This is a genomic window from Saliniramus sp. (assembly GCF_035311605.1).
Classification (GTDB): Bacteria; Pseudomonadota; Alphaproteobacteria; order Rhizobiales; family Beijerinckiaceae; genus Saliniramus.
On record NZ_DATGCW010000308.1, the window covers coordinates 1 to 4,679 of the forward strand.

The following is a 4,679-nucleotide window of genomic DNA, read 5'->3' on the forward strand; positions in this document are numbered from 1 at the left end:
CCACGATGATCACGGGCACGACCACGATGATCACGGCCACAGCCACGACGATCACGGGCACGACCACGATGATCACGGGCACGACCACGATGATCACGGCCACAGCCACGACGATCACGGGCACGACCACGATGATCACGGGCACAGCCACGATGATCACGGCCACGACCACGACGATCACCTCCATGGCGAATTCGATCCGCATGCCTGGCAGGATGTCGGCAATGTGAAGGTCTATGTGGCCAATATCCGTGATGCGCTGATCGCGCATGATCCCGCTGGCTCGGATATCTACAGCGCCAATGCCGAAGCCTATATCGGCGAACTCGCCGCGCTCGATGCCGAGATTCTTGAGGCGGTGGCAGCTCTGCCGAAAGGCGCGCTGGTGATCACCAGCCATGATGCGTTCCGCTATTTCACGCATGCCTATGGTCTGGAATTTGATGCGCCGCTCGGCACTTCAACCGAGGTGGAAGCCACGGCACGGGACGTGGCACGGCTGATCGAGACCATTCGCGCCAACGATATCGGCGCGGTCTTTGCCGAATCGCTGACCGATGCCCGGCTTATCGAGCAGATCGCGCGTGAGGCCGATGTGCCCGTTGCCGGCACGCTCTATTCCGATGCACTTTCTCCGCCGGACGGCCCGGCGGGGACTTACATCGACATGATGCGACACAATATTAGTCTCATCAGCGAAGGTCTCGGTTCCTGAGGCCTTCCGGCAAATACGAAGCGGCGGGGTGATTGATGCGCCCCGCCGCCTTCGATCAGGAGACGACAGATGTCCGATACGCAGCCGCAGACCGAAGCCGAGCCCGGCAAGATCCCCGTCACCGTCCTGACCGGCTATCTCGGTGCGGGCAAGACGACGCTCCTCAACCGCATCCTCACCGAAAACCACGGCAAGCGTTACGCCGTCGTTGTGAACGAGTTCGGTGAAATCGGCATCGACAACGACCTCGTCGTGGGCGCAGACGAGGAAGTCTTCGAGATGAACAACGGCTGCATCTGCTGCACCGTGCGCGGCGATCTGATCCGTATCATGGACGGGCTGATGAAGCGGCGCGGCAAGTTCGACGCGGTCATCGTCGAGACGACGGGGCTGGCTGATCCCGCCCCCGTTGCCCAGACCTTCTTCATGGATCAGGATGTCGCCGATGCGGCACGGCTCGATGCGGTCGTCACCGTCGCGGATGCGAAATGGCTCGTGGAGCGGCTGAAGGATGCGCCGGAGGCCAAGAACCAGATCGCCTTCGCCGATGTGATCCTTCTGAACAAGGTCGATCTCGTCAGCGAGGCCGAACTCGCCGATGTCGAGGCGCGTATCCGCACCATCAACCCTTATGCCCGGCTGCATCGTACCACGAAATGCGATGTCGAGATCGCACAGGTTCTGGAGCGCAACGCCTTCGATCTGGAGCGCATCATCGAACTGGAGCCCGATTTCCTCGAAGAGGGCCATCACCATCACCATGACGAGGATATGCAATCCATCGCCATCACCCTTGAGGGTGAGGTGAATCCGGAGAAGTTCCTGCCCTGGATTTCCGAACTGACCCAGGTGCAGGGCCCCGACATCCTGCGCTGCAAGGGCATCATCGCCTTCCCCGACGAGCCGAAGCGCTTCGTCTTCCAGGGCATCCACATGATCCTCGACGGCGACGTCCAGGGTGACTGGAAAGCCGGTGAGCCCCGCCGCTCCCGCGTCGTCTTCATCGGGCGCAATCTCGACGAGGCCGCGATCCGCGCGGGCTTCCTCGCCTGCGCCGCGTGAAGGCTGCGCGCGTGCATCGCGGCGCGTTTTCCGTTAGGCAAGGAGTGTCCGGCAGCCGCCGGGCGCACCACGTGAGAACGACATGCCGCCGCTTTTCGAAGAACTCGACTGGAGCCCGACCCCGATCGGGCCGATAAGCCTGCGCCGTCGCCGGGATCTGCGCACGGGCGAAGACCTCTACGAGGTCAAGCTCGGCGAGGAATTTCTCATGTCGAGCCGGTTCACCGCCTCGGAAACCGCCCTCGCCCGCGCCGGTCTGGCCGTGACGGAAGGCGATGCCCTTGATGTCGTGGTCGGAGGCCTCGGACTCGGCTATACGGCGGTGGAAGCGCTCGCCGATCCGCGCCTGCGCTCGCTCAGCATCGTGGAATATCTCGAACCCGTCATCGCCTGGCACCGTGACGGGCTCCTGCCGCTCGGCGATATTCTGCGCGATGATCCGCGCGTGCGTTTCGTCGCGGGCGATTTTTTCGCCATGAGCGCCGGCGACGGCTTCGATCCCGATGAACCCGGCCGCCTCTTCGACGCCATCCTGCTCGATATCGATCACAGCCCGGAGGCCCTGCTCGATGCGCGCAGCGACAGTTTCTACACGCCGCATGGATTGGCCGGCCTCGCACGTCATCTGGCGCCGCGCGGGGTCTTCGGCCTGTGGTCGAACGAGCGGCCGGATCCGCGCTTCACCGAGCGGCTCGCCGGGGTATTCGACGCGGCCCGTGCCGAGACCGTACGCTTTTACAATCCGCTGCAGGATAACGAGGCGGTGCAATGCGTCTATCTCGGGCGCCGGCGCGACGGGTGAGGCGAAGCCATGCGCGCCGATTCCACCGGACCCACGACGCCACCATGCGCACCGTCTCCGCCATGCCCGCTCTGCCGCAGCGAATCCGCGCAAGGCTTCGTCACGGTCGCGGGACGCGATTACTACCGCTGCCCGCTTTGCGCGTTGCGCTTTCTCGATCCGGCGCATCATCCCGACCGTGAGACCGAGCGCGCCTGTTACGCGCTGCATGAAAACAATCCGGAAGACCCGCGCTACCGCGCCTTTCTTGCTCGGCTGGCCGCACCGCTTCTCGCCGAACTGTCTCCCGATGCATCCGGCCTTGATTACGGAAGCGGTCCCGGCCCGGCGCTCGCCGCCATGCTGCGCGAAGCCGGGCACCGGGTCGCGCTCTATGATCCTCTCTTCGCCCCGGATACGGGGGCACTGCAGACAACTTATGATTTCGTTACCTGCACGGAAACCGCAGAGCATTTTCATGATCCCGCCTCCGAGTTCGCCCGGCTCGACGCGCTTTTGCGCCCCGGTGGGCTGCTCGGTCTGATGACGATATTTCAAAATGACGATGCGCGCTTCGCCAGCTGGCATTACCGGCGCGACCCTACCCATGTCGTCTTCTACCGGGAAGAGACCATGCACTGGATCGCCAACCGGTTCGGCTGGCACTGCACGATCCCGCGTCCCGATGTGGTGCTGATGCGCAAGCCGGGGATATCGGGGGCGGGATCAGCCGAGGAGCAGACGTGACCAGTTTCCTGCACGAGGCCCGTTTCAGGGCCGTGGCCGGAGTGCTGCTTGAGGCGGGTGCCCGGCGCATCCTCGATCTTGGCTGCGGTGACGGCGATTTCATCCTGCACCTGCTGGATGGTTCGCAGATCGCGGCGATCACCGGGGTGGAAAAGGACGAAGCCGCATTGGGGCGGCTGCGCACGCGCCTGCGCGATCATCCGGGTGCGCGGAACGTACAGATCATCGCCGGCGACATCACCCGCCCGCCGCCGGGCTTGCCGGAAGCGGATGCCGTCGTCCTGGTCGAGGTGATCGAGCATCTCGATCACGGTTCCCTGCAGGCACTGGAGCGTGTGCTCTTGCATGACGTCGCCCCGCCGCTCGCCGTGGTCACCACGCCGAATGCCGAGATGAACCCGCTTCTTGGTGTCAAGCCGGGGCGCATGCGTCATTCCGATCACCGCTTCGAATGGGACAGAAAGCGCTTTGGCGCCTGGGCGGAAGGTGTCGCCACACGTCATGGCTACACCCTGGATCTCACTGACATCGCCGGCGGGCATCCCCGCTTCGGCGGCGCCAGCCAGATGGCGGTGTTTGCCCGCCACATCTGATCATTCAACCCTTGAGCGTCTTCGTATCCGCGCTGTCGAAAGCGCCAGAATCCCTGCCGCATAGGCAGGTTTCGACAGCAACCCCTTCGTTTGGTGGGGGCGCAGACGCGCGGTCTTTCCTATCGTCGTGCCCGATCCAGCATGGAAACGAACCCGAATGGTGATCGCATGACCAGCAGGTCCGAAACGGCCAAATGTTTCATTGGAAGATCTCTTGCGCCTCAACGCGGTCTTGTGCTGCTCCTGGTGCTTTTTCTCGTCGTCGGCGCCCATGCCCAGATATCCGCGCAGATGCCGCTTTATCAGGTCACCGGCGTGGCTGCCGACGACCTGCTCAATGTCCGCGACCGCCCCGGCGTCCCGGGCAGTACCGTGATCGGGCGGCTGGCACCGGATGCGCGTGGTGTCGAACGCAGCGGCGATCTTCAGGACGTGGGTGGGCGCGACTGGTGGCATATCCGCCATCCCTCCCTTCCAGCCGGTGGGGGGTGGGTGAATGCGCGCTTCCTCGCGGCGCAGGGCGATGGGGCGGAGACCGCCCCGGATGGTATGGGCAAGCCCTTCACTGAGGCCGAGGGTTATGCGGCGATGAATCATGGCGCGGTGCTCGACAGGCTGCTCGGGACCTTGCCGCAGGCCTCCGCGATCTTCCCGCCGGGCGGGCGGCTCAATCCGCTCACCAAGGCGATCCTGATGCTGGAGAACGAGGAAGGCGATGTCCCGCATGCGCGCTATCGCATCCGCTACGCCATGGAGGGGAGAGATGACGGCACTGGTGGGC

Annotated in this window: 7 protein-coding genes; 6 read left to right on the plus strand and 1 reads right to left on the minus strand. The window is 64.2% G+C overall.

Features of this window, described 5'->3' with window-relative positions:
* The 5 genes from VKP01_RS13650 to VKP01_RS13670 all read left to right on the plus strand — a co-directional run.
* The coding region (locus VKP01_RS13650) for a metal ABC transporter solute-binding protein, Zn/Mn family (protein WP_414706581.1) at positions 1–715 on the plus strand (715 nt) is incomplete at its 5' end.
* Between the two features lie 69 nt (positions 716–784).
* Positions 785–1,777 carry a GTP-binding protein gene (locus VKP01_RS13655; protein ID WP_324413184.1) on the plus strand — a complete coding sequence of 331 codons (993 nt, stop codon included), beginning with the start codon at positions 785–787 and terminating at the stop codon, positions 1,775–1,777.
* An 82-nt stretch (positions 1,778–1,859) separates the two neighbouring features.
* The gene (locus VKP01_RS13660) at positions 1,860–2,579 is read left to right on the plus strand and encodes a spermidine synthase (RefSeq protein WP_324413186.1); all 720 of its coding nucleotides are present in this window, start codon (positions 1,860–1,862) and stop codon (positions 2,577–2,579) included.
* A gap of 9 nt (positions 2,580–2,588) precedes the next feature.
* Entirely contained in the window at positions 2,589–3,305 is a 717-nt protein-coding gene (locus tag VKP01_RS13665; protein WP_324413188.1) for a methyltransferase domain-containing protein, read from the plus strand.
* Positions 3,302–3,898, plus strand: a complete 597-nt coding sequence (locus VKP01_RS13670; RefSeq protein ID WP_324413190.1) for a methyltransferase domain-containing protein — start codon at positions 3,302–3,304, stop codon at positions 3,896–3,898. The genes VKP01_RS13665 and VKP01_RS13670 overlap by 4 nt, the downstream gene beginning before the upstream one ends.
* Here VKP01_RS13670 and VKP01_RS13675 read toward each other — a convergent pair whose 3' ends face one another.
* Positions 3,899–4,171: a hypothetical protein gene (locus VKP01_RS13675; protein WP_324413192.1), complete on the minus strand. Its 273-nt coding sequence runs from the start codon at positions 4,169–4,171 to the stop codon at positions 3,899–3,901. It lies immediately after the preceding gene.
* A gap of 18 nt (positions 4,172–4,189) precedes the next feature.
* Between VKP01_RS13675 and VKP01_RS13680 the strand changes: the two genes are divergently transcribed.
* Positions 4,190–4,679, plus strand: a 490-nt coding sequence (locus VKP01_RS13680) for a hypothetical protein (protein ID WP_414706582.1), incomplete at its 3' end; no start/stop codon positions are given.